Below are 23,184 nucleotides of genomic sequence, written 5' to 3' on the forward strand. Positions count from 1 at the left end.
CCGACGTTCCGATGGCGTGTATCCGCCCTGGGTGTCGGATGCTCTCGCCCAAGGCTCGTTTATCCGACCTACTAGCCAAACATCCCCTTGAAGGTAAAGAAGAAGAGGATCGCCAGGCCGGCACCGGCGGGCAGGGTGATCAGCCAGGACATGACGATGGTACCGATCACCCGCAGGTTCAGCGCCGCCATGCCGCGGGCCAGGCCCACGCCCAGCACCGCCCCCACCAGGGTATGGGTGGTGGAGATCGGCAAGCCGGTACCGGAGGCCAGCACCACGGTGGTGGCGGCGGCCAGGGTGGCGGCGAAGCCGCGGCTGGGGGTCAGCTCGGTGATGCCGGTCCCCACGGTGGCGATCACCCGGTGACCATAGGTCACCAGGCCGAAGACGATACCGCCGCCCCCCAGCACCAGTACCCACCAGGGCACCAGGGCGGCGCTGTCGATCACCCCGTCGCTGCGTACCACGCTGATCACCGCCGCCAGCGGCCCCACGGCGTTGGCCACGTCATTGGAACCGTGGGCGAAGGCCATGGCACAGGCGGTAAACAGCATCAGCACGCCGAAGACCCGCTCCACGCCGCCATAGCCGAAACTGTCACCAGCACTCTTCTGGTAGTCGACGCGGCGCTCCAGGATGATGCCCAGCCCCATGATCGCCAGGCCGATCAGGATCGACAGCAGGAAACTCTGCCCGAAGGTGAAGTTCAGCCCCACATGGGTCAGGCCCTTGGTCAGGGTCACCATGGCGACGATGAAGCCGACCAGGAAGACGTACATGGGCACGTAGCGCTTGGCCGCGGCGAAGGGATCGCGGGCCTCGAAGATCAGGTACTGCACCGTCTTGAACAGGCCGAAGGCGATGGTACCGGCCAGCAGCGGCGAGACCACCCAGCTGGAGGCGATGGTGCCGACGCGATTCCAGGCCACCGCCTCCATGCCCAGGCCCACGGCGCCGAAGCCGACGATGGCACCGACGATGGAGTGGGTGGTGGAGACCGGCCAGCCTCGGGCCGAGGCGATCAGCAGCCAGATACCGGCGGCCAGCAACGCCGAGAGCATGCCGTAGACCAGGAACTGGGGATCGGCGGCCAGCAGGTCGGGGTCGACGATGCCGCCACGGATGGTCGCCGTCACCTCGCCGCCGGCCAGCCAGGCGCCGAGGAACTCGAAGATCACGGCGATGATGATCGCCTGCTTGATGGTGATGGCCTTGGAGCCCACCGAGGTACCCATGGCGTTGGCCACGTCATTGGCCCCCACCCCCCAGGCCATGAAGAAGCCGAAGAGACAGGCAAGAATAATGAAGATTTCGCCATGCTGCGCAATGATCGACATAGGGGCTTGGATCCTATGTAGGTGTCAGGAGGAAGCGAGTGACTCGCGGCGGGATCGCCCCGCGAGCCGGAGCCGGGCGGCGCGGTGGCGCCGACCTCAGCGGGCGGTGAGGATCTGCAGACGACTGCCGACCCGTTCGGCGCGATCGGCGAGCTCGCCGATCCAGTCGATGATCTGGTAGAGGAACATCACGTCCACCGGCGGCAGCTGGCTCTCGAGCCCGAAGAGCAGACGGCGGATCGCAATCTGTTGATCATCGGCCTGGTGCTCCAGGTTGTGCAGCTCGCGGATCAGGTTCTGCATCACGTCGGAGACGTTACGACCGAAACCGGACTCGAGCAGGTCCTTGAGCTCTTCCAGGGCCTTGCGGGCCTGGCCGACGGCGGCCACGGCGGTACGCAGGTAGTCTCGCATGGGGCCGGCCAGGGCTTCGGGCACCTGCATCTCGCGGCCCAGCATGATGCCGGTGATATCCCGGGCCTTGTTGGCGATCTTGTCCTGGACGCTGATCAGGTCGAGCAGATCGGAGCGGGAGACCGGCAGGAACATGGTGTTGGGCAGGTTGAGGCGCAGCTCGGTCTTGAGCTCGTCGGCCTCGTGCTCCAGACGGGTGATCGCCTCGCGGTGCTGTGCCGCGGCGGCCCAGTCACCGGTGAGGGTCGCCTCGAAGAAGGGCAACAGTTCATCCGCGGCCTCGCTGGCCTTGACGATATGTGCCAGCAACGGCTGGAATGGCGAACGGCCAAACATCGCGGAGAAGGGGTTGGGAGTCACCATAAGAAAGGTCGCACTTGGGAGTTGGCGGCGACAGTATAGTGACTGAGCCGGCCAGCGTCATAAAAAATTCATACCCTCGTTATACAGGAAACCCCATGCCCCAAGAGATCGAGCTCAAGCTCGCCCTGACCGATGATGGCCCCGAGCGACTGCTGACTCACCCGCTGCTGGGCCATCCCCCCGAGCGGTTGGAACTGGCCAACACCTACTTCGATACCCCCCAGGGGGAGCTGGAAACCGCGCGCATGGCGCTGCGCCTGCGGCGCACCGCCTCGGGCTGGGTACAGACCCTGAAGACCGCTGGCCACAGCCAGGGCGGCCTGTCGCGGCGCGGCGAGTGGGAGTGGCTGGTGGCCGACGAGACCCTGGACCTGGCGCGCCTGGCCACCCTGCCCCCCATGGCGGCGCTGCCGGTGGACCTGCTGGAGCGCCTGGTGCCGCGCTTCGCCACCGACTTCCGACGCCACCGCTGGCTGCTCGACTGGCAGGGCAGCCGCATCGAGCTGGCCCTGGACGAAGGGGAGATTCGCGCCGGGGAGCGGCACGCGGCGATTCGCGAGCTGGAACTGGAGCTCAAGGACGGCGAGCCCGAGGCCCTCTGGGGGCTGGCCGAGCGGCTCGCCGAACAGGTGGCGCTGCGCCCCGCCAACGCCAGCAAGGCGGCCCGGGGCGCCGCCCTGCTGGCCGGGCACTGGCCGCTCCCCGAGGGCGGCGACGCCCTGGCCCTGGAGGCCCGCGCCACCGCCGCCCTGGATGCCTGGCAGGATAGCGGCGACGCGACCTTCCGGGACGCGGCCCGGCAGGCCTATGCCGACCTGGCCCGACTCGCCGCCGACGCCAGGACGCAGGAGCTGGCCGGGCGGCTTGCCGAGGCCCTGACGCAGGACGGGACACCGACCGCCGGGGGCGCTGCCCTGGCCCTGGCCCGCCACCTGCATGCCTGAGGTCGACGCCCCGTGATCAGGAGGATCCCATGAGCGATCAGTTCAAGCCCGCCGCCGAAGGCCTGCGCACCCGTGTCTTCCAGGTGATCTTCGAGTCCGACACGCCCCTGGCCAAGGGCTTCGATATCGCCCTGATCGGGGTGATCCTGGCCAGCGTGCTGGTGGTGATGCTGGATAGCGTCCCCGCCTACCGGGCCGAGCATGGCAGCCTCTTCTACTGGCTGGAGTGGGGCTTCACCCTGGCCTTCACCCTGGAACTGGCGGTACGTCTCTACTGCCTGGAGCGCCCCGGCCAGTACCTGAGGAGCTTCTACGGGGTGATCGACGTCCTGGCGATCCTGCCTACCTGGCTGATGCTGCTGATTCCCGGCGCCCAATCCCTGGTGGTGATCCGCCTGCTGCGGGTACTACGGGTCTTCCGGGTGCTTCGCCTGATGCAGTTCGTCGGCGAGGGGCGCCTGTTGCTGGAGGCCCTCAAGCGCAGTACCCACCAGATCTTCCTGTTCCTGTTCAGCGTCTTCCTGCTGGTGACCATCTTCGCCTCCCTGGTCTACCTGATCGAACCGGAAGAGGCGGGCTTCAGCAGCATTCCCAGCGCCATCTACTGGGCCATCGTCACCCTGACCACCGTGGGCTACGGGGATATCGTCCCGGTGACGCCCCTGGGCCAGGCGATCTCGGTCATGGTGATGCTGACCGGCTACTCGATCATCGCCGTGCCCACCGGGGTCTTCTCCGCGGAGGTGATCCGCTCGATCCGCGCCGACCGCTACTCCGACGAGGCCTGTCCCGGCTGCGGCCACGATCGCCACGAGAAGGATGCCAGGTACTGCCTGAAATGCGGCACCTGGCTCGACGAGGAGACCCCGGATCCCCGGGAGAAGCACGACGACGGCACGACAAACGACGAGGGAGCGCCCGCCTAGGCGGACGCTCCCTCGACTTGCCCCGGTCACCGGGGCCTTCGACTGCCGATTACTCGGTCAGGAAAGGCGCCTCCCAGGCCTCCAGCTCGGCCTCCTCCCAAGTGCCGTAGGTGGCATTGGGGAAGACGATCCAGTCGACGCCGAAGCGTTCGGCGTTGGCCTCCACCTGGGCGTGCTGTTCGTCCAGGGGCACGCTGCTGACGAAGGCCTCGGAGAAGTCGTGCAGGGTGTCGCCCAGTTGCATCACCAGGGTGTAGTTCTCCTCGACGAAGCTCCGACGCTCCTGCTTGGGCGGGCCCAGCAGCAAGACGCTATCGTCACTCACCTGGGGCAGCTCCAGGTGCTCCAGGGTGGCCAGGGTGTCGGCCTTGTTCTCCTGATAGCGGTCGGAGACGTAATAGATGGCCACGCCCTGGGCATCGGCGAACGCCAGGAAGTCCGCGGCGCCGGGGATCAACCGAGGCTCGCCTTCGCGCTCCCAATGCAGCCAGGTGTCCCAGGCCGTGTAGTCGTGGCAGCGCTGCATATCGCGCACCAGCAGGGCACTGTTATCGATCACCGTCTCGTCCAGGTCGGTGATGATGGCCAGATTGGCGTCCTCGCCATGACGCTCGATGGCCTGTTCCAGGCGCAGGGTGGCCAGGGTGAAGCCCTGGCGTTGCAAGGCGGCGATCTCGGCGGACTGCTGCTGGTAGCGCAGCCCCATGGCATAGGCCTGCTGATCGCAGAGGGTCGCCTCCTGGGCGGGCGCTTCGGCACTGGCGGTGGTGGCGAAGGAAGCGGCGGCCAGAGCGGCCAGCAGGGCGGGGAATCGCTTCTTGTTCGGGGTCATTGTTTTCTCCTGTGAGGAGCGGCGGGAGCCGATCCATTACTCACTGTTATCGAAACTGGCGAAAACCAGCCTATTTTATTTTTATTGATCGTTCAAATTAACTCTAGTCCAGACTGGCCCTCCCGCCTGCCCCATTGCGACCCCCGACACGCTCTTTGCGACCCCTGAAACGACGATGCCCGGCCAGGCGCCGGGCATCGTCGTCGGAACGGCTCGATCGGTTACTGGAAAGACGCGATGTCGCCCCGCCCTTCACGAACGATGGTGGGGGGCAGCTCGCGCAGGTCCACCACGCTGGTGGGATCGAGCTGGCAGGCGCCGCCGTCGATGATCAGGTCGAGCTGGTTGGCATAGCGGTCGCGGATCTCCTCGGCGTCGGTCATGGGGAGTTCCTCCCCCACCGGGATCAGGGTCACGCTCATCAGCGGCTCGCCCAGCGCCTCCAGCAGGGCGTGGGTGATGCGGTGATCCGGCACCCGCACGCCGATGGAGCGGCGCTTGGGGTGCAGCAGCAGCCGCGGCACCTCGGTGGTGGCCTGGAGAATAAAGGTGTAGGCGCCGGGGGTATGCGCCTTGAGCAGGCGGAAGACGTCGTTGTCCACCTTGGCGTAGGTGCCGATTTCGGAGAGGTCCGAGCAGACCAGGGTGAAATTGTGCTTGTCGTCCAACTGGCGCAGGCGCTTGATGCGCTCCACCGCCTTCTTGTCCCCCAGGTGGCAGCCCAGGGCATAGCCGGAGTCGGTGGGGTAGGCGATCACGCCGCCGCGACGAATGATCTCGATGGCGCCATCGATCAGGCGCTTCTGGGGGTTATCGGGATGGATCTGGAAGAACTGGCTCATGCGGACTCCTTGCACTGAGACCGGGAGAAGCGAGCCAAGGCGGCGCCTCGGCTCGGGCATGGATCTCAGCATACGCCGCGGCTCAGGCGGCGGCAAAGGTCGCCAGGCGGGGATGGTGCCAGACCGGGGGCACCGCCACCCGGGGCACCGGGCTCATGCTGCCCGGGGCCAGGGGGCCGCCGGGGGCATGGAAGTCGCTGCCCAGGGAGCCGGAAAGCTCCCGCTCGATCAGCTGGCGGGCCAGGTCACGGGTCTGGTCGGGATTCTGGAAACCGCTGACCAGCTCCACCGCCTCGCCGCCGGCGGCCCGGAAGGCGTCCAGCAGCAGGCCGCGCTTGCGCCGGGTCATGCCATAGCGCAGCGGATGGGCCAGCACCGCCACCCCGCCGGAGGCCACCACCCAGGTGACCACCGTCTCCAGGGCGGGCCAGTGGGCCTTGATATCGCCGCGCTTGCCATTACCCAGGTACTTCTTGAAGGCCGTGCCGATATCCTTGACCAGGCCCTCGGCCACCAGGGCCCGAGCGAAGTCGGGGCGCCCCAGGGGACGCTCGCTGCCGGCCTGGGCCCGGGCCTTGGCCAGGGCGTCGTCCAGGCCGATGGCCTCCAGCCGCCGGGCGATCTCCTCGGCCCGCGCCGCCCGCGCCCGGGCCTGGTCGGCCAGGCCTTCGGCCAGGGGGCCCTGGGCGCCCTCGGGCAACAGTGCCACCACATGGATATTGACGCCGCCCCATTGCGAGGAGAGTTCGGTGGCGGGCAGCAGGCGCAGCCCCAGTTCCCGGGCGGCCTCGTGGGCCTCGGCCACCCCGTCCACCGTGTCGTGGTCGGTCAGCGCCAGGTGGGTCAGGCCACGGGCCTGGCACAGGGCCATCAGCTCGGCGGGGGCCAGGGCCCCGTCGGACGCGGTGGAGTGCATATGCAGGTCGAGGCCGGTGACCTCGGCCAGGGAATCGGCGAGCGGGGAAGAATCGGGCATCGGCATGACGCCGGCGGGCGTCTTTGTCAGAATAGGGCCTCCATGGTGCGCGCCCCGTGGGCCGCGGTCAACCGCGTGCCGCGCCGGGGCCAGGCACCGGCCCGTCGGTTATCCTGCAAGGATTCACCCATGCTCTACGCCATCATCAGTGAAGATGTGAATAACAGCCTCGAGCGGCGCATGGCCGCTCGCCCCGACCACCTGGCGCGCCTGGAGAAGCTGCGTGACGAGGGCCGCCTGGTGTTGTGCGGTCCCCACCCGGCGGTGGACAGCGAGGACCCGGGCGAGGCGGGCTTCAGCGGCAGCCTGGTGGTGGCCGAGTTCGAGGACCTCCAGGCGGCCCAGGCCTGGGCGGACGTGGACCCCTATGTGATCGCCGGCGTCTACGCCCGGGTCACCGTCAAGCCCTTCAAGAAGGTGCTGCCTTAAGGAGGTTTTCCACAGCCGGTTTTTGCACAACGACTGTGGAAAACCCTGTTAACAGCCCGCGGATGCCTGGCGCCAGCCCAGAGCCGCCGTCGCTTGAAGCGGGCTGGCTACGCTTTGACCATCCCTGGACGCTTCTGCCTGCGAGGCCCGAGCCGTGACGCTGCCCCCCCTGCGCCCCCTGACCCAGGCCAGCCTGGACTGGCGAGCCGATGACACCCTGGCCGCGGCCCCCCACTCGACCCACTTCGACGACGTCTACTTCTCCCGCCACGACGGCCGCGCCGAGACCGAGCATGTGTTTATCGCCGCCAATGACCTGCCGCGGCGCTTCCGGGAGTGGCGGGAGCCGCGGCCCTTCGTGATCGGCGAGACCGGCTTCGGCACCGGCCTCAACATGCTCTGCGCCTGGGCCTGCTTCCGCGCCCAGGCCCCGGCCGGGGCACGCCTGCACCTGGTCTCCACCGAGCTCTTCCCGCTGCGCCGCGACGACCTGGCCCGGGCCCTGGCGGCCTGGCCCGAGTTCGCCGAGCCCGCGGTGCGACTGGTCGACCAGTGGCCGGAGCCGCTGCCCGGGGTGCATCGCCTGTGGCTCGACGAGCGGGTCACCCTGGACCTGCACTTCGGCGATAGCGCCGACTGCCTGTGGCAGCTGGAGGGCCGGGTGGACGCCTGGTTCCTGGACGGCTTCGCCCCGGCCAAGAACCCCGAGATGTGGCACCCGGCCCTCTTCGAGGCCATGGCGGCCCGCTCCCGCCCCGGCGCCAGCTTCGCCACCTTCACCTGCGCCGGGGTGGTCAAGCGCGGCCTCAAGGCGGCGGGCTTCGCCTGGCGAAAGGTGCCCGGCTTCGGCCGCAAGCGGGAGATGCTGGCCGGCGAGATCGCGGCGCCGCCCCGGGACGACACCCGCCGTCGCACGCCCTGGTTCACCCCACCGCCGGCACGCCCGGCCCACCGCATCGCGGTGGTGGGTGCCGGCCTGGCCGGCACCACGGTGGCCGAGGCCCTGGCCCGGCGCGGCGTGGCGGTGACCCTGCTCGACCCCGCCGGCATCGCCGCCGGCGCCTCCGGCAACCGTCAGGGGGCCCTCTACGTCAAGCTGGCCGCCGAGACCAACGACCAGAGCCGGGTCTACCTGGCGGGGCTGCTGCACAGTCGCCGCTTCCTGGCCCACCGCGACCCGGACCAGGCCCTGTGGCAGCCCAGCGGCGTGGTGCAGCTGGCCAGGGACGAGCGGGAGGCCCGACGCCAGGCGCGCTTCCTCGATCACCACCCCTTGCCGGCCTCGGTGGTGGAGGGCCTCGATGCCGAGACCCTGGCCCGGCGCTGCGGCCTGAGCGGTGAGCTGGCCCCCGGCTGCGGCGGCCTGGACTACCCGGCGGCGGGCTGGGTGCGCCCCCGGGCCCTCTGCGCCCGGCTGGCGGCCACCCCGGGCATCGACCATCGCCCCCTGGCCGTGGAGGCCCTCGCCCCGGAAGGCGAGGGCTGGCGACTGGCGCTCGCGGATGGGGAGAGCCTGGTGGTGGATCAGGTGGTACTGGCCAATGCCCGGGCCGCCAATCGCTTCGCCCAGAGCACCGCCCTGCCGCTCCAGGCGATCCGCGGCCAGGTGAGCGAACTGCCCCTCCCCGAGGGAGCCCCGGCGCCGACCCGAGTGATCTGCGCCGGCGGCTATCTGCCACCGCCCCTGGACGGGGTGCTGACCTTCGGCGCCACCTTCGCCCCCAACGACGCAAGCGATGAAATACGGGAGGCGGACCACGCCGCCAACCTGGCGGAGCTCGAGGCCACCCTGCCCGGCTATGTGGCGGCGCTGCGCGAAGCCGGCGCCGAGCCGGCACCCTCACACCTGGCGGGTCGCGCCGCGGTGCGCGCGGCCAGCCCCGACAAGAGCCCCTATGCCGGGCCGCTGCCGGACGCCGAGGCCTGGCGGCGCGACTATGCGCCCCTCGCCAAGGACGCCAAGCGCATCCCCGAGCTTCCGGGGCGCCACCATCCGGGGCTCTGGATCAGCGCCGCCCACGGCTCCCGGGGCCTGGCCAGCGCGCCGCTGTGTGCCGAGCTGCTGGCCTCGATGCTCTGCGACGAGCCCCTGCCGCTGCCCCGCGACCTGGTGGATCACCTGCACCCAGGGCGGCGGCTGATTCGCGAGCTGATTCGCGGCTAGCCCGCCGACGCCTGGCTGCCGTCACGACCTGCCCGTGGCCCCAGCCGGCCGCTGCCGATCAGGGCGCCGCCGCAGATCAGCAGGGCGGCGATCAGCAGGGTCGGGCCGGCAGCGGCCAGGCCCGCGGCGATCAGCACCAGAGTGGAGAGCAGCGGCGTCGCGTAGGAGAGCAGCCCCAGCAGGCGCACCTGCCCCCGCTTCATGCCCAGGTCCCAGGTAAAGAAGGCACTGCCCACCGGGCCCAGCCCCAGGGCCAGGATGGCCCAGAGATTGGCGCCCTCGGGCCAGCCGCGGGGCTCCCAGGCCAGGTGACAGAGCAGTGCCAGCAGCGCCGCCCCCAGACAGTTCCAGGCCACCGCCGCGGTGGGGATCCGCGCCAGCAGCCGCGAGGCCACCGAGTAGCCGCCCCAGATAAAGGCCGCGGCGAAGGCCGCCAGGTAGCCCGGCGCGTACTCCCCCGCCCAGTCGAGGCCCTCCGGCCCCACCAGCAGCGCCGCGCCGAGGAAGCCGCAGCCTCCCCCCAGCAGATGGATGCCACGCAACCGCTCCCCCGGCAGCAACCAGCCGGCGAAAATCACGATCAGCAGCGGCCAGAGGTAGCTGATCAGGCCGGCATTGGCCGCCGGCGCGTTCTGCTGGGCGACGAAATAGCAGAGGTGGTAGCCGAACAGGCCGCCGATGCCCAGCGCCCAGCCCGCCGGGGGCTGACGCAGGGCCGCGGCCAGGGCCGGCCCCTCGCCGCGGACCAGGAACACCAGCAGCGCCAGGCCGCCGGCCAGGCCGAAGCAGAGCGCGGTGAGCAGGAAGGGTGGCACCGGGCCGGCCCACTGGGTAAACAGCGCCAGGGTCGCCCAACTAAGGACGGTACTGGCACCCCACAGGGTGGCGCGGCGCGCCTCGGCGGGGGATACGGCCGACATCGCGGGTGCTCCATTCGGGAATCAGGCGCCCAGTGTGGTCGCAGGCCAGGGGCCCTGGCTTGTCGATTTCGGCCATCAAGATCCGCGACGGAAATCGCTTGGCGTGATACCCCGCCAGCGGCGGCCAGTGGCAAGAGTGACGGCTGAACTGGGCGCCGTCGGCTATCGATTTCGGCCATCAAGCCCCGCGGCGAAAGTCGCTTGGCGTGATGCCCCGCCAGCGGCGGAAGTGCCGGCTGAACTGGGCGCCATCGGCGAAGCCGCAGGCCAGGGCGATCTCGGTGATCGAGGCCTCGCCCTCGGCCATCAGCCGGGCGGCCCGGGCCAGGCGCTGGTGCGTGAGCCACTGCCAGGGGGTCAGGCCAGTGAGGGCGGAGAGGCTGCGCCTCAGCTGGCGCTCGGAGAGATGCGAGACCTCGGCCAGCCCGGCCAGGTCCCAGGGGGCCGCCGGATCGGCCTGTACCCGCCGGGTCAGCCGCGCCATATTGAGGCGCGGGCCGTTCCAGGGCGGCGCGGCACCGAGTCGCGCCAGCAGGGTCCTGTCGTCCAGCCGCCGGGCCTCCTGTGGCGCCAGGCGCAGGAAGCGGATGCAAGCGAAGAGGGCATCAACATCGCCCTCGCCCGCCGGCAGGTCCAGTACCCGACAACGGTTGCCGGCGTCGAGCCCCAGGTAGTGGTGGGTGGCCGCGGCGGGGATCAGGCAGACGCCCCCCGGCGCCAGGGCGGCGCCACGCCCCTCGATCTCGACGTCCAGGCGGCCGTCGAGGCCCACCAGCAACTGGTGGTAGTCGTGGGTATCGCTCAGGCAGTCGAGAGGATAGCTGCGCTCGACGCTGCCGGAACGCCGTGGGGGCTCGAGGGTCATGGCCTCAAGGATGCCGTCGGGGAGCGACGAATGCCAGGGGGCTAGCCCTCCTCCTCGTCGTCGGCCAGGTCGCGGCCGAAGGAACGCCACTGGGCCAGGGTCATCACCTCGGTGCTCTCGGTCTGGAGGTCGTGGGCGATCAGCAGCTCGCCGCGCTCGAGTTGCGCCTCCAGCTCCGCCACCCAGGCGGCCATGCCGACGCCGGTGTCGGTGGTGTCATAGCCCTGGCGGGTAACGAAGGCCTCCAGCAGGGCGACCAGCGTGGCCCCCGGCAGTAGCCGGTGGGGCACCTCCACGAAGCGTCCGCTCATGCCTGGTTCTCCTCGTTCGTCGCGTCGCTCTCTTCGCCGCTTTCCTCGCCGCTCTCCTCGCCGCTCTCCCAGGCGGCCAGACGCTCCAGGAAGGCCGCCTCGTCCAGCACCGGCACGCCGAGCTGCTCGGCCTTGGTCAGCTTGCTGCCGGCGGCCTCGCCGGCCACCAGGCCGGCGGTCTTCTTGGAGACGCTGCCGGCGACCTTGGCGCCCAGGGCCTGGAGACGCGTCTTGCCCTGGTCCCGGGTCATGCTCTCCAGGGTGCCGGTCAGCACCCAGGTCTGCCCCGCCAGGGGCTGGGGCCGCGCCTCCACCGCCGCCTCCTCCCACTGCAGGCCGCAGGCGAGCAGGTCCTCGAGGGTCTCGCGGTTGTGGGGCTGGCGGAAGAAGGTATGCACATGGCGGGCGACGATGGGGCCCACGTCCTCCACCGCCTCCAGGGCCTCCGAATCGGCGCCCATGAGCGCCTCCAGGGTGCCGAAGTGGCGGGCCAGGTTGGCGGCGGTGGCCTCCCCCACTTCGCGGATGCCCAGGGCATAGATAAAGCGCGCCAGGGTGGTGTGCTTGGCCTTCTCCAGGGCCACCACCAGGTTCTCCGCGGACTTCTCGCCCATCCGCGGCAGCTCCGCCAGGTGGGCGGCACGCAGCCGGAAGAGGTCCGCCGGAGTCTTGACCCAGTCCCGCTCCACCAGTTGGTCGATCAGCTTGACCCCCAGCCCCTCGATATCCAGGGCGCGGCGGGAGGCGAAGTGCTTGAGGGCCTCCTTGCGCTGGGCGGCGCAGTAGAGGCCACCGGAGCAGCGCGCCACCGCCTCGCCCTCCAGGCGCTCGATCTGGGAATCGCAGACCGGACAGCGTTCGGGAAAGGCAATCTCCCGGCCCGCCTCGGCGGGGGTCACCACCCGTACCACCTGGGGAATCACGTCGCCGGCGCGACGAATGGCCACGCTATCGCCGATCTTGACCCCCAGGCGAGCGATCTCGTCGGCGTTATGCAGGGTCGCATTGGCGACGATGACGCCGGCCACCGCCACCGGCTCGAGGCGTGCCACCGGGGTGATGGCGCCGGTGCGGCCGACCTGGAACTCGACGTCGTTGAGGCGAGTGACCTGCTCCTGGGCGGGGAACTTGAAGGCGATGGCCCAACGCGGCGCCCGGGCCACGAAGCCCAACTCCCGCTGCAGGCGCAGGTCGTCCACCTTGATCACCACGCCGTCGATATCGTAGCCCAGGGCATCGCGCTTCTCGCCCAGGCGCCGGCAGTAGTCGATGATCCCCGCGGCGCCGCGTACCACCTGGAGCTCGGCGCTGGTGCGCAGGCCGACCTCGGCGAGGCGCGCCATCAGTTGGCTGTGGGTGGCATCGCCGGGATCCGGCTGGATGCGGGCCACCTGATAGGCGCTGAACTCCAGGGGACGGGTGGCGGTGATGCGGGGGTCGAGCTGGCGCAGGCTGCCGGCGGCGGCGTTGCGGGGGTTGGCGAAGACCTTGGTGCCCTCCTCCCGGGCGCGCTCGTTCATCGCCTCGAAGGTGGCGTGACGCATGGTCACCTCGCCACGCACCTCGAGCAGCTCGGGGGGCGCCTCGCCACGCAGCCGCAGCGGGATGGAGCGCAGGGTGCGCAGATTGGAGGTGATGCCCTCGCCGGTGCGGCCATCGCCCCGGGTGGCGCCGCTCACCAGGCGCCCCCGCTCGTAGACCAGCGACACCGCCGCGCCATCCAGCTTGGGCTCGCAGCAGAAGGCCAGGTCGTCGCCATCCATCTCCAGGCGATCGGCGATGCGCTTGACGAAGGCGGCCAGCTCCTCTTCGTCGAAGGCGTTGTCCAGGGAGAGCATGGGCACCGCATGCTGTACCTCGGGGAAGCCCGCCGCCGGGGCGGCTCCTACCCGCTGGGTGGGGGAGTCGTCGCTGGCCAGTGCCGGGTGCGCCTCCTCCAGTTGCTGCAGCCGCCGCAGCCGGCGATCGTAGTCGGCATCGGTCAGGTGAGGATCGTCGAGGACGTAGTAGCGGTAGTTGGCATCGTCGAGCTCGGCGCGCAGCCGCGCCACCTCGTCGCGAATCGTTGGATCGGGTTGACTCATGGCATCCCTGGTCTGGTGTCACTAAGGCTGGAGGGATTTTCGCATACCCGGCGTCCTTAGGCCCCATAAAGCCACACCCCCGATGGAGACCATCGGGGGTGTGCTTCCAACTTCCGGCTTCGAGCCTCCGGCGTTAGTTCACCTGATAGCGCTGCAGGCGATGGCGCCGCTCGAACTCGTGGACCTTCTGGCGGGCGAACTCCACGGTCTGGGCGGTCATCACGCTGTGATTCTCGTCCTTGAGCTCGCCGCCCAGGTGACGGACTACCACCATGGCGCACTCCACCATCGCCTCGAAGGCCGCCGAAGTGTCCTCGGCCCCCGGCAGCGGCATCAGGAAGGTGATGCCCGGGGTGGCGAACTCGTCCATGGCGTTCAGCGGGAAGGTGCCGGGCTTGACCACATTGACCATGGAGAACTGCAGCGGACTGTCGGCCGCCTCGGTCTCGAAGCGATGGAAGATGCCCATCTCACGACTGTAGCGAAGCCCGCAGGCCAGCATCAGCTTGAGCAGCTCGGTACCGGAGAAGCCTTGCTCCTCGCGACACATGACGCTGATGACGATCACCTCCTCGGCATGGGAAAGGGCTTCCCGGGCCTGGGGGGCCTCGACATCGTTGCGCAGCGCCTTCTCCACCACCGGGTGGGGCGCGACCGCCTCGGAAGCACGCACTTCGGGCTCGCGGTCGGGCTCGGCCATGGCGTCCGCGGTGGCGTCGTCCGCATAGCGGCTATCCCGATGACTGGGCCCCGCGAAGGTGAAGAGCGGATCCTGGGCGTCGCCCTCGGACTCCGCGGCGGCCTGGCGACGTTCGGCGGCTTGCCGCTCCTGCTCCAGACGCCGGCGCTCGGCGGCCTGTTGCTCGGCCTCCCGGCGTGCGGCTTCCTGCTGCTTCCGTTCGGCCTCCTGCTGCTGGCGACGCGCCGCCTCGGCGGCGGCCCGCTCGGCCTTCTGGCGCTCGCGCTCCTGCTTGCGCTGGCGATTCTGCTCGCGGCGCTCGTGGAGCCCTTTCTTGATGCCCGCTCCGAAGCGTTGCATCGATTGCCCCATCTTCACCGAACCGCTCTTGAAGGAGTCGGCCATGCCGTCGAAGTCCACCAGCCGATAGCGCTCGTCGTCGGCATGGGGATCGTGATCGGCGGGATCGGTGACCAAGGCGGGAGTCGCCTTGGCCTCGCCGGCCGTGCCTTCCACCGTCGGCTCGGTGGACAAGGCATCGCCCTCGTTCGGAAGCGACAGGCTGGGTTCGGCCTTGGGCTCGCGCCTGGGTTCGGCCGCCCTGGGCTCTTGGGGGGGTGCTTGCTCGCCGCCGGCCTGCGGTGTCTCCGCCTCGCCCGCGGGAAGCGCTTCGGTGTGCTCCTGGCCCGAGGCGGCCGCGGACGATACCCCCCGAGTCGCCCCCGGCGAGGCAACCGGCTCGGAGGCCTGGCTCGCGGGCGATGCCTTCTCGGTATCGGATGCCGCGTCGGCGGACGGCCGCACGGCCGCCGCCGGAGGCTCGGGCCGCTTGGCCTGCCACTCGGCCAGCACCCGGGAAGGCCCGGGATGCTCCTGGCGGGTCAACTTGGGCTTGGCCGCCGGGCGTTGGGACTCACTCTCGTAGCTGGCGGGTCGCACGACCCGAGCCCCTCCGTTGGGCAACTCCCAGTTCAGCTCGGCCTCACGGGCCGCCGCCTCGGGATCCTCTTCCTGCCCCCGGGCGTCATCGATGGCAGCGCCATCGACACGGTCCAGCCGGGGCACTCGACGCTGACGCTGCAGGCGACGCACACCATCGATAACGATGAGGGTCACCAGGGCCAGCCCCAGGATGATTAGCCACTCTCTTAGTTCCATGGGTCGTCTTGCCTGTCTGCTAAGGCGCCATGCCTGAATGAAACGTTCGACACCAGCATAGCGCGATTACCAAAAACGGGGCCACTTTTTTGGATGTCAAGTCTGGGCCCCGTGGTTTGCAATCGCCCCTTCTTATTCCCTGATCGAGGGGAAACTATCCGTCCCCTTGCTGCGACACCACCCCATCATCATCATCACGCCTCGGCCAGCACCGCGGCCTCTTCCACGCCCACGGATACCAGCCGCGAGACCCCCGGTTCCTGCATGGTCACCCCCATCAGGCGATCGGCGGCCTCCATGGCGATCTTGTTATGGGTGATATAGATGAACTGTACCCACTCCGACATCTCCTTTACCAGCTTGGCGTAACGTCCCACGTTGGCATCATCCAGGGGGGCGTCCACCTCATCGAGCATACAGAAGGGCGCCGGATTGAGCTGGAAGATGGCGAACACCAGTGACAGCGCGGTCAGGGCCTTTTCGCCCCCGGAAAGCAGATGAATGGTGCTGTTCTTCTTGCCCGGAGGACGCGCCATGATGGCCACCCCTGTCTCCAGCAAATCGTCGCCGGTCAGCGTCAACCATGCGGTCCCGCCGCCGAAGACCTTGGGGAAAAGGGTCTGCAGTCCCTCGTTGACCTGATCGAAGGTCTGCTTGAAACGGGTGCGGGTTTCCTGATCGATCTTGCGGATCGCCCGGTCGAGGGTCTCCAGGGCCTCGCTCAACTCGGCGTGTTGCGCCTCCAGGTAGTCGCGACGCTCCGCCTGCTGCTCGTACTCCTCGATGGCGGCCAGGTTGATGGCCCCCAGACGGCGGATCTTGTCGCCGGTGGCCTCCAGGTTGGCCTGCCAGGCGGATTCGGTGGCGTTGGGATCGAGGCCGGCCTCCAGGGTGGCGACGTCGTGGCCCAGCTCGGCGAGCTGCTCGTCCTGGGCCTCGGCCTTCATGGCCAGGGCCTGGCCCTGCAGCCGCGCCTCCTGGAGACGCTCACGCACCCCCTCGAGGTTGCGCTCGTGGCCCTGGCGGGCCAGCTCGTCCTCGCGCAGCCGCTCGCCGAGGGCGGCGGCCTGATTGCGGCAGGCGTTGAGGGCGCGTTCCGCCTTGTCGCGCTCGTGAAGCAGCTCGTCGAGGCGCTCGCGGTTCTCCTCCTCCGGCTCGCGGAGCATTTCGCGCTGCTCCTCCAGCTCGGCACACTTCTCCTCCAGGCGGGCCCGGGCCTCCTCTCCACGCCCCTGCTGCTGGGCCAGGCCGGCCCGCTCGGTGGTCAGCCGCTGATGCTCCAGGGCCAGCTGCTGGGCGCGCTCCGCCAGGGGACGCTGGCGACCGCGCAACTGCGCCAGGCGCTCGGCGGCCTCGCGGCGCTGACGCTCCTGGGTCTCGCGGGTCTCGCTGCGGGCCTCGAGGCCCGCCATCGCCAGCTGCCAGGCCTCCCGGGCCTCTTCCAGGGTCAGCTCGGTCTCCTCGTGACGCTCGGCGAGACGCGCCAGCTCCTCGTCGAGCTCCTCGGCGCGGCTGGCCAGGTGTTCCAGCCGGCTGCCCAGGTTGGCCTCGGCCAGGGCCAGTTGCTGGCGACGCCCCTGTAACTCCCGCTCCTCTTCCCGGCAGCGCTCCAGGGCCTGCTCCAGGTCGCCTTCCTGCGCCTTGCGCTCGGCGAGCTCCGCTTCCAGGATCGCCAGGCGTTCATCCGCCTCGGCCAGGGCTTCGGCCACCTCGTCCCGGCGGCGACGATTGAGCAGCAGGCCATCGCCCCCGGCCTGGGCGCCGCGACGCCGCGCCCAGCCGCGACCCAGCCAGAGGCCATCGGCGGTGATCAGGCTCTCGCCGGGGGCCAGGCTGGCCTGCTGTTGCCAGGCCTCGGCCTGATCGGCGACACAGCGGATCCCGGCCAGTAGCGCCTGCAGGGGACCGGCGCCCTCGACCCGGGCCGCCAGGCTATCGGCGTCGGCATTCGCCGAATCCACGTCGGGAGCGAGCAGCACCAGCTCGCCCTCGGCCAGGCCGCCCAGGGCCTCGCGGCCCTCGTCCAGCCGGGCCAGGCGGGCATTGAGCCAGGGCGCCAGCACCCAGGCCAGGCTCTCCTCCCAGCCCGTCGCCACCTGGAGACGCTCGCCCAGGCGCGGCGCCGCGGCGAGACCATGGCCCTCCAGGTGCGCCTCCAGGGCCTGGTCGTCGTCGGCCAGGGCGGCGGCGATCAAGGCGTCCAGGGAGGCCAGTTCGCCCTCCAGGCGGCTGCGCCGCTGGCGCAGGGCCTCGCGCTCGCCCTCCCGCTCGGCGAGGCGCTCGCGCAGGGTCTGGCGCGCCTCCTGCAGCGACTCGCGGCGCGTCTCCTGGCCCTCCTGGGCCAGGTCGGACTCCGCCAGTTGCTCAGCCAGCTCGTCCCGCTGGGCGCGCAGTTCGGCCAGGCCGGGCAGCTCGTCGCGCTGCTGGCGGCGGCGCTGGCGCTCATTGGCGATACCCGCCAGGGTCTGTTCCAGGGTCCTGATGCGATCCTGGGCACGCTCCGCCTCGCGGCTCGCCTCCCGGTAGGCGTCGTTGAAGGCCTCCCACTGCTCGCCGGCCTCCTGGGCCCGGACCTCGGCCTCCTCCAGGGCGGCCTCCAGCTCGGCGAGTTGCTCGGCCACCTCCTCCTGCTCCGGCCCCAGGGTCTCCAGGCGCTCGTCCACCGCGGCCAGCCGCTCGCCATCCGCCTCGCCCAGGCGATCCAGGTCGGCCAGCTCGCGGCGGGCGCTCTCCAGGTCCCGGGCCAGCTGCGCCTCGCGGCCGCGGGCATGTTCCAGGCTCTGCTCGATGCGCGCCACGGCGGCGGTACTCTCGTAGAAGCGCGCCTGATGACCCTCCAGCTCCTCGGCCAGGCGATCGTGCTCGACCCGAGCCTCCTCGAGCCGCGACTCACACTGGCGCTGACCCAGCAGCTCGCGCTCCACGGCAGTCTCCAGGTCGCGGACCCGGTGCTCCTGCTCGCCCTGCTCGGCGCGCAGGGCGCGCCCGCGCAGCAGCGCCAGCTCGCCCTTGAGGCGGTGCTCCTGCTCCTTCAACTGGCGGTAGCGGCGCGCCGCCTCGGCCTGGCGCTTGAGGCGCTCGAGCTGCTTGTCGAGCTCCTCGCGGATATCGTCCAGGCGCTCCAGGTTCTCCTGGGTGCGGCGCATGCGGTTCTCGGTCTCGCGGCGGCGCTCCTTGTACTTGGAGATGCCGGCGGCCTCCTCCAGGGTGGAGCGCAGCTCCTCGGGGCGCGCCTCGATCAGCCGCGAGATCATGCCCTGGCCGATGATGGCGTAGGAGCGGGGGCCCAGGCCGGTGCCCATGAAGAGGTCGGCGATATCGCGGCGCCGGCACTTCTGGCCGTTGAAGAAGTAGCCGGACTGGCCGTCCCGGGTCACCTGACGCTTCACCGAGATCTCGGCGTACTGGGCATAGGCGCCGCCCAGGCCACCGTCGCGGTTATCGAAACGCAGCTCGATGCTGGCCTGGCCCACCGGCTTGCGCCCGGTGGAGCCGTTGAAGATGACGTCGGCCATCGACTCGCCGCGCAGGGTCTTGGCGGAGGACTCCCCCATCACCCAGCGCACCGCGTCGATGATATTGGACTTGCCGCAGCCGTTGGGCCCGACGATGGCGGTCATGTTGCCATCGAAGGGCACCGTCACGGGGTCGACGAAGGACTTGAAGCCGACCAGCTTGATGGAGGTGAGGCGCATAAGCCGTCCTGGCCGTTATTCGACGATACGGTCGACCCGTACCTCGATGGGCTCGGCGTCGGCGCCGTGCAGGGCCACGGCGGCGTGGTCGCCGAACAGATCACCGGCCTGGGGGGTGGCCTGGCCGCTGCGGGAGACCCGCACCAGCAGCCGCGCCTCCGAGACCTGGGAGAGGCGTGCCTCGGCACTCATGGCGTTGGCATCGCTGAGGCGCAGGGTGGCGGGCAGCTCGGCGACGCTGAGCCGCGCCACCGCCAGGGGCGGCAGCTCCCCCTCGACGTCCCGGGCCACCACGAAGACCGCGGCCTCGTCGTCGAGCCCCTCGGCCAGCCCCTCGTCGAGGGCGATGCGCACATTGAGCCCCGGCCCCGCGGCCAGGGTGGCGTCGATCTCCTCCTGGGAGGCGCCCAGGCGCTCCTGGGCCACGGCGATGCCCTGGCGCAGGGCATCGGCGGAGGCCGGATCCTCGAAGCCTGCCACGGCGCGACGCCAGTGGTCGATGGCCTCTTCGTAGCGGCCGCGATCGAAGGCGGCGATGCCCAGCATGCCGAGCACCGTGGGCTGGCGGGGATCCCGCTCGAGCACCTCGTCCACCAGCGTCTGGACCTCCTCGGTGAGGCTGCGGTTGGCGACGAAGAACTGCACCTGGGCCAGCTGCGCCAGCAGGCTCACCTCGCGCCCCTCCAGCTCGATCAGCCGCTCCAGGGCGCGGATCGCCGCCACGCCCTGGCCGGTGTCCCGGTAGAGGGGATAGAGGGCCATCCACACATTGGGATTGTCGGGCTGCCGGGCCGCCTCCCGCTCGAGGCGCTCGATCATCAGCGGCGCCGAGTTGTCGGGGTGCTGGCGCACCTCCTGGATGGCCCCGTAGAGGGCCAGGTCATCCTCGTAGCCCTCCTGGTGGTACCAGGCCAGGCTGGCCAGCACCACCGCCACCATCACCACCGGCACCACCAGGCGCCCGGAGCGGGCGGCCTTGAGGGGGCGTGGCTTCAGGTTGGCGGTGTCATCCAGCAGGCTGCGCTCCAGCTCCAGCTTGTCCTCGTCGAAGCGCTCGGCGTCGATATCGCCACGCTCCCGGGCCGCCTCCAGGGAAGCCAGACGGCGGCGGAAGATGGCCACGTTCTGTTCGGCGGAGCGGTCGTTCTCCTCGAAGTCGCGCTGGGCGGCGTGCACCGCAGTGGCACGGCGCAGGGGTTGGCTCAGCAGCCACAGGGCCGGCACCAGCAGCAGCGCAAAGGCGATCCAGAGTAACGTCATTCTGACCTCTCGCGGTTGATCAGGGCATCGAGGCGGGCACGCTCCTCGGCGCTGAGGCGCTGGGCGGAGGCATTGCGCCGGACCCGCACCACCAGCACCACCAGCAGCCCGCCCAACACCACCAGGGCGCCGGGCAGGCCCCACAGCAGCAGGGTGCGGCCCTCGAGGCGCGGGTTATAGAGCACATAGTCGCCGAAGCGCTCGGTCATGTGATCGAGAATCTCGATATCCGCGCGACCGTCCATCAGCAGCAGATAGACCCGCTCGCGCATATCGGCGGAGACCGGGGCGTCGGAGTCGTCGATGGCCTGGTTCTCGCACAGCGGGCAGCGCAGGGAGGCGGTCAGGCTGCGGTAGCGCTGCTCCAGCACCGGGTCGTCGAACTCGCGCACCTCGATGCCGCCGGCCCAGGCCAGATTGGCCGCCAGCAGGGCCACGGTTAACAGGCAGAGGCGTCGTATCACTGCCATTTCTGCACCTCCGGAAGAATCTGCTCACGCACGTCCTGGGGATCGATATAGCCGGTGTGGTGATAGCGGATGATGCCGTCGCGATCGACCAGGAAGGTCTCGGGGGCGCCATACACCCCCAGCTCGAAACCGAGATTGCCCTCCGGGTCGAAGATGTTGACCTCGAAGGGGTTACCGAACTCCTCCAGGAACTCCAGCCCCTTCTCGCGGGTGTCCTTGTAGTTGATGCCCACCAGGCGAATGCCGCGATCGGCCAGGTCAAGCAGCTGCGGCATCTCCAGCTTGCAAGCGGGACACCACTCGCCCCACACATTGACCAGGGTCACCTGGCCCTCCAGCAGGGCGCGATCGACGCGGCGTTCGGGGTCTTCCAGGGTTACCTTGTCGAAGGCGGGGAAGTCCCGGGCCAGCAGGGCCGAGTCGCGGTGGAAGGGATCCAGCGACAGGCCCCGATAGAGGAAGATCGACAGCACCAGGAAACCCACCAGGGGCAACAGCAGCAGCAGGCGGCGCTTCATGCGGTGGCCTCCCGGGAGGTCGTCGTCACGCGGGTGTCCTCCTCGCTGCGCCGACGGCTGCGATAGCGACGATCCAACACCGCCAGCACGCCACCGGCGGCCATCAGCAGGCCGCCCAGCCATAGCCAGCGCACGAAGGGCTTGTACTGGATACGCATCGCCCAGCTACCGTCTTCCAGGTCCTCGCCCATGGCCACATAGAGGTCGCGGAAGAAGCCGGGACGCAGGGCCACCTGGGTCATCGGCATGCCCCGGGCGATATAGATGCGCTTCTCCGGCGCCATGACGAAGCTGCGGGAGCTGCCCTCGCGACTCACCTCGATGGTGGCGGTATCGGCCAGGAAGTTGGGGCCACGCCGGGCCCGCAGCTCGGTCATGGTGAACTCGTAGCCGGCCACCTGGACGCTGTCGCCGGGGGCCAGGCGCACGTTGCGCTCCACGTTGTAGTTGGAGACCACGGCCACCCCGACGATGGTCACCGCCACGCCGACATGCCCCAACACCATGCCCCAGTAGGCCAGCGACAACCGTTTGAGACCGGCCAGCCGCGACGAGGCCTTGGCGCTCTTGTCATGCAGGTCGCGCAGGATCGGCAACACCAGCCACAGGGCGCTGACCAGGCCAATGGCCACCCAGAGGTTCCACTCGCCGCCGTAGAGCAGCGGCGCCAGGATGCCGATCACCAGGGCGGTGAGACCGGAGAGCGCCAGGCGGCGCCATAGCTCGCGCCCATCCATGCGTTTCCAGCGGGACACCGGTCCCAGCCCCATGAAGAGGCACATGATCACGGTCAGCGGCACGAAGAGGGCATTGAAGTAGGGGGGACCCACGCTGATCTTGCCCAGCCCCAGGGCATCCAGGAGCAGCGGATAGACGGTGCCCAGCAGCACGGTGATCGTCATGATCACCAGCATGATGTTGTTGATCAGCAGCAGGGCATCCCGGGACATCCAGCTGAAGCCCACCGCATGGCTGACCCGCGGGGCCCGCAGGGCAAAGACCAGCAGCGACAGGCCCACGGTGATGCCCAGCAGCATCAGGATAAAGAAGCCGCGGGAGGGGTCGTTGGCGAAGGCGTGCACCGAGGTGAGCACTCCGGAACGCACCAGGAAGGTGCCCAGCAGCGACAGCGAGAAGGTGGAGATGGCCAGTAGCACCGTCCAGCTCTTGAAGGAGCCGCGCTTCTCGGTCACCGCCAGGGAGTGGATCAGGGCGGTGCCGGTCAGCCAGGGTAGCAGGGAGGCGTTTTCCACCGGATCCCAGAACCACCAGCCGCCCCAGCCCAGCTCGTAGTAGGCCCACCAGCTGCCCAGGGCGATCCCCACGGTGAGGAAGGCCCAGGCCACATTGGTCCAGGGCCGCGCCCAACGGGTCCAGGCGGCGTCCAGGCGGCCCCCCAGCAGGGCGGCGATGGCGAAGGCGAAGACCACCGAGAAGCCCACATAGCCCATGTAGAGGGTCGGCGGATGGACGATCAGGCCGAAGTCCTGGAGCAGCGGGTTGAGGTCGGCACCGTCGGCGGGCATGTGCGGCAGCAGCCGCTCGAAGGGGTTGGAGGTGACCAGGCTGAAGAGCAGGAAGCCCACGCTGACCATGCCCATCACCCCCAGCACCCGGGCCAGCATCACCTCGGGCAGGTCACGGGAGAAGCGCGCCACGGCGAAGCCCCAGCCCGCCAGCATCAGGATCCACAGCAGCATGGAGCCCTCATGGTTGCCCCAGACGGCGCTGAGCTTGTAGTACCAGGGCAGCATGGAGTTGGAGTTGTTGGCCACGTTGGCGACGCTGAAGTCGTCGAGCATGTAGCTGGCGGTGAGGCACAGGTAGGCCAGCAGCACGAAGGCGAACTGACCGGTGGCCATGGGGCGAGCATAGGCCATCCACAGCGGGCGGCGGGTGGCCGCCCCGGCCAGCGGCATCACCGACTGGACCAGCGCCATCAACAGCGCCAGGGCCAAGGCGAAGTGGCCGATTTCGGGAATCATCTGGATCAACAT

Annotated in this window: 19 protein-coding genes; 4 read left to right on the forward strand and 15 right to left on the reverse strand. The window is 69.8% G+C overall.

The window, feature by feature from the left end:
• Nucleotides 1-71: 71 nt before the first annotated feature.
• Nucleotides 72-1,337, reverse strand: coding sequence for an inorganic phosphate transporter (locus IHD13_RS06535; protein WP_195860237.1), 1,266 nt, complete (start codon nucleotides 1,335-1,337; stop codon nucleotides 72-74).
• 96 nt (nucleotides 1,338-1,433) lie between these two features.
• Nucleotides 1,434-2,114: a TIGR00153 family protein gene (locus IHD13_RS06540; RefSeq protein ID WP_195860238.1), complete on the reverse strand. Its 681-nt coding sequence runs from the start codon at nucleotides 2,112-2,114 to the stop codon at nucleotides 1,434-1,436.
• Between the two features lie 95 nt (nucleotides 2,115-2,209).
• Between IHD13_RS06540 and IHD13_RS06545 the strand changes: the two genes are divergently transcribed.
• Entirely contained in the window at nucleotides 2,210-3,058 is an 849-nt protein-coding gene (locus IHD13_RS06545) for a CYTH domain-containing protein (protein WP_195860239.1), read from the forward strand.
• 29 nt (nucleotides 3,059-3,087) lie between these two features.
• Nucleotides 3,088-3,984, forward strand: a complete 897-nt coding sequence (locus IHD13_RS06550) for an ion transporter (RefSeq protein WP_195860240.1) — start codon at nucleotides 3,088-3,090, stop codon at nucleotides 3,982-3,984.
• 49 nt (nucleotides 3,985-4,033) lie between these two features.
• On the opposite strand, the gene IHD13_RS06555 is transcribed toward IHD13_RS06550, so the two are convergent.
• From IHD13_RS06555 to IHD13_RS06565, 3 genes are all read right to left on the reverse strand, one after another.
• Nucleotides 4,034-4,816, reverse strand: a complete 783-nt coding sequence (locus IHD13_RS06555) for a 5'-nucleotidase, lipoprotein e(P4) family (protein ID WP_195860241.1) — start codon at nucleotides 4,814-4,816, stop codon at nucleotides 4,034-4,036.
• A gap of 221 nt (nucleotides 4,817-5,037) precedes the next feature.
• Nucleotides 5,038-5,658, reverse strand: coding sequence for an L-threonylcarbamoyladenylate synthase (locus IHD13_RS06560; protein WP_195860242.1), 621 nt, complete (start codon nucleotides 5,656-5,658; stop codon nucleotides 5,038-5,040).
• A gap of 82 nt (nucleotides 5,659-5,740) precedes the next feature.
• Entirely contained in the window at nucleotides 5,741-6,640 is a 900-nt protein-coding gene (locus tag IHD13_RS06565; protein WP_442786562.1) for a PHP domain-containing protein, read from the reverse strand.
• A gap of 123 nt (nucleotides 6,641-6,763) precedes the next feature.
• Between IHD13_RS06565 and IHD13_RS06570 the strand changes: the two genes are divergently transcribed.
• Nucleotides 6,764-7,063 (forward strand): YciI family protein, encoded by a 300-nt coding sequence (locus tag IHD13_RS06570; protein WP_195860244.1) that lies wholly within the window; start codon nucleotides 6,764-6,766, stop codon nucleotides 7,061-7,063.
• A 154-nt stretch (nucleotides 7,064-7,217) separates the two neighbouring features.
• A complete protein-coding gene (gene mnmC, locus IHD13_RS06575) occupies nucleotides 7,218-9,227 on the forward strand; it encodes a bifunctional tRNA (5-methylaminomethyl-2-thiouridine)(34)-methyltransferase MnmD/FAD-dependent 5-carboxymethylaminomethyl-2-thiouridine(34) oxidoreductase MnmC (RefSeq protein WP_195860245.1) in 2,010 nt (669 codons plus the stop codon).
• On the opposite strand, the gene yddG is transcribed toward mnmC, so the two are convergent.
• The 10 genes from yddG to IHD13_RS06625 all read right to left on the reverse strand — a co-directional run bounded on the left by yddG (nucleotide 9,224) and on the right by IHD13_RS06625 (nucleotide 23,184).
• On the reverse strand, nucleotides 9,224-10,147 hold the full coding sequence (yddG, locus tag IHD13_RS06580) for an aromatic amino acid exporter YddG (protein WP_195860246.1): 924 nt from the start codon (nucleotides 10,145-10,147) through the stop codon (nucleotides 9,224-9,226). The two genes, mnmC and yddG, sit on opposite strands and share 4 nt — an antisense overlap.
• 178 nt (nucleotides 10,148-10,325) lie before the next feature.
• Entirely contained in the window at nucleotides 10,326-11,012 is a 687-nt protein-coding gene (locus tag IHD13_RS06585) for a helix-turn-helix transcriptional regulator (RefSeq protein ID WP_195860247.1), read from the reverse strand.
• A 41-nt stretch (nucleotides 11,013-11,053) separates the two neighbouring features.
• Nucleotides 11,054-11,323, reverse strand: coding sequence for a YheU family protein (locus IHD13_RS06590; protein ID WP_195860248.1), 270 nt, complete (start codon nucleotides 11,321-11,323; stop codon nucleotides 11,054-11,056).
• The gene (gene ligA / locus IHD13_RS06595) at nucleotides 11,320-13,407 is read right to left on the reverse strand and encodes an NAD-dependent DNA ligase LigA (protein WP_195860249.1); all 2,088 of its coding nucleotides are present in this window, start codon (nucleotides 13,405-13,407) and stop codon (nucleotides 11,320-11,322) included. Before ligA ends, IHD13_RS06590 begins: the two co-directional genes overlap by 4 nt.
• A gap of 133 nt (nucleotides 13,408-13,540) precedes the next feature.
• Nucleotides 13,541-15,244: a cell division protein ZipA gene (zipA, locus tag IHD13_RS06600; RefSeq protein WP_195860250.1), complete on the reverse strand. Its 1,704-nt coding sequence runs from the start codon at nucleotides 15,242-15,244 to the stop codon at nucleotides 13,541-13,543.
• 194 nt (nucleotides 15,245-15,438) lie between these two features.
• Nucleotides 15,439-18,939: a chromosome segregation protein SMC gene (smc, locus tag IHD13_RS06605; protein ID WP_195860251.1), complete on the reverse strand. Its 3,501-nt coding sequence runs from the start codon at nucleotides 18,937-18,939 to the stop codon at nucleotides 15,439-15,441.
• A gap of 15 nt (nucleotides 18,940-18,954) precedes the next feature.
• A complete protein-coding gene (ccmI, locus tag IHD13_RS06610) occupies nucleotides 18,955-20,199 on the reverse strand; it encodes a c-type cytochrome biogenesis protein CcmI (RefSeq protein WP_195860252.1) in 1,245 nt (414 codons plus the stop codon).
• A complete protein-coding gene (locus tag IHD13_RS06615) occupies nucleotides 20,196-20,669 on the reverse strand; it encodes a cytochrome c-type biogenesis protein (protein ID WP_195860253.1) in 474 nt (157 codons plus the stop codon). Before IHD13_RS06615 ends, ccmI begins: the two co-directional genes overlap by 4 nt.
• Nucleotides 20,660-21,187 (reverse strand): DsbE family thiol:disulfide interchange protein, encoded by a 528-nt coding sequence (locus tag IHD13_RS06620; protein ID WP_195860254.1) that lies wholly within the window; start codon nucleotides 21,185-21,187, stop codon nucleotides 20,660-20,662. The genes IHD13_RS06615 and IHD13_RS06620 overlap by 10 nt, the downstream gene beginning before the upstream one ends.
• Nucleotides 21,184-23,184: a heme lyase CcmF/NrfE family subunit gene (locus IHD13_RS06625; protein WP_326838322.1), complete on the reverse strand. Its 2,001-nt coding sequence runs from the start codon at nucleotides 23,182-23,184 to the stop codon at nucleotides 21,184-21,186. Before IHD13_RS06625 ends, IHD13_RS06620 begins: the two co-directional genes overlap by 4 nt.

The organism is Halomonas sp. 328, assembly GCF_015645095.1.
Taxonomy (GTDB): Bacteria; Pseudomonadota; Gammaproteobacteria; order Pseudomonadales; family Halomonadaceae; genus Bisbaumannia.